Genomic DNA, 211 nt, shown 5'->3' with positions numbered 1-211 from the left:
GCCAGCGGCCCACGTCCTCGTCCCATCAGACCCCATCGCCGAGGTGCAGCACATCGCGCCCATGCGGGCGACGGCAATGCTCGCAGCGTCCCTTGGCGCGCCGAGATCATCGCCAAGGCCGAGTCCGGCCAGGGCTCCCCCGCCCAACTCGCCACCCTGTTCCGCGTGTCGCGCTCGACCGTGCAGCGCGTGTTGCGCGAGCACCGGGCGC

The 211-nt window shown here is 73.0% G+C and carries 1 protein-coding gene; it reads left to right on the top strand.

The window, feature by feature from the left end; translation table 11 throughout:
- Positions 1 to 24 precede the first annotated feature (24 nt).
- Positions 25 to 211, top strand: a 187-nt coding sequence (locus AX709_RS19425) for a helix-turn-helix domain-containing protein (protein WP_331709707.1), incomplete at its 3' end; no start/stop codon positions are given.

Origin of the sequence: Sphingomonas sp. CCH15-F11 (assembly GCF_001557005.1) — a bacterium.
Taxonomy (GTDB): domain Bacteria; phylum Pseudomonadota; class Alphaproteobacteria; order Sphingomonadales; family Sphingomonadaceae; genus Sphingomonas.
This window is presented reverse-complemented; position numbering and strand designations above follow the sequence as displayed.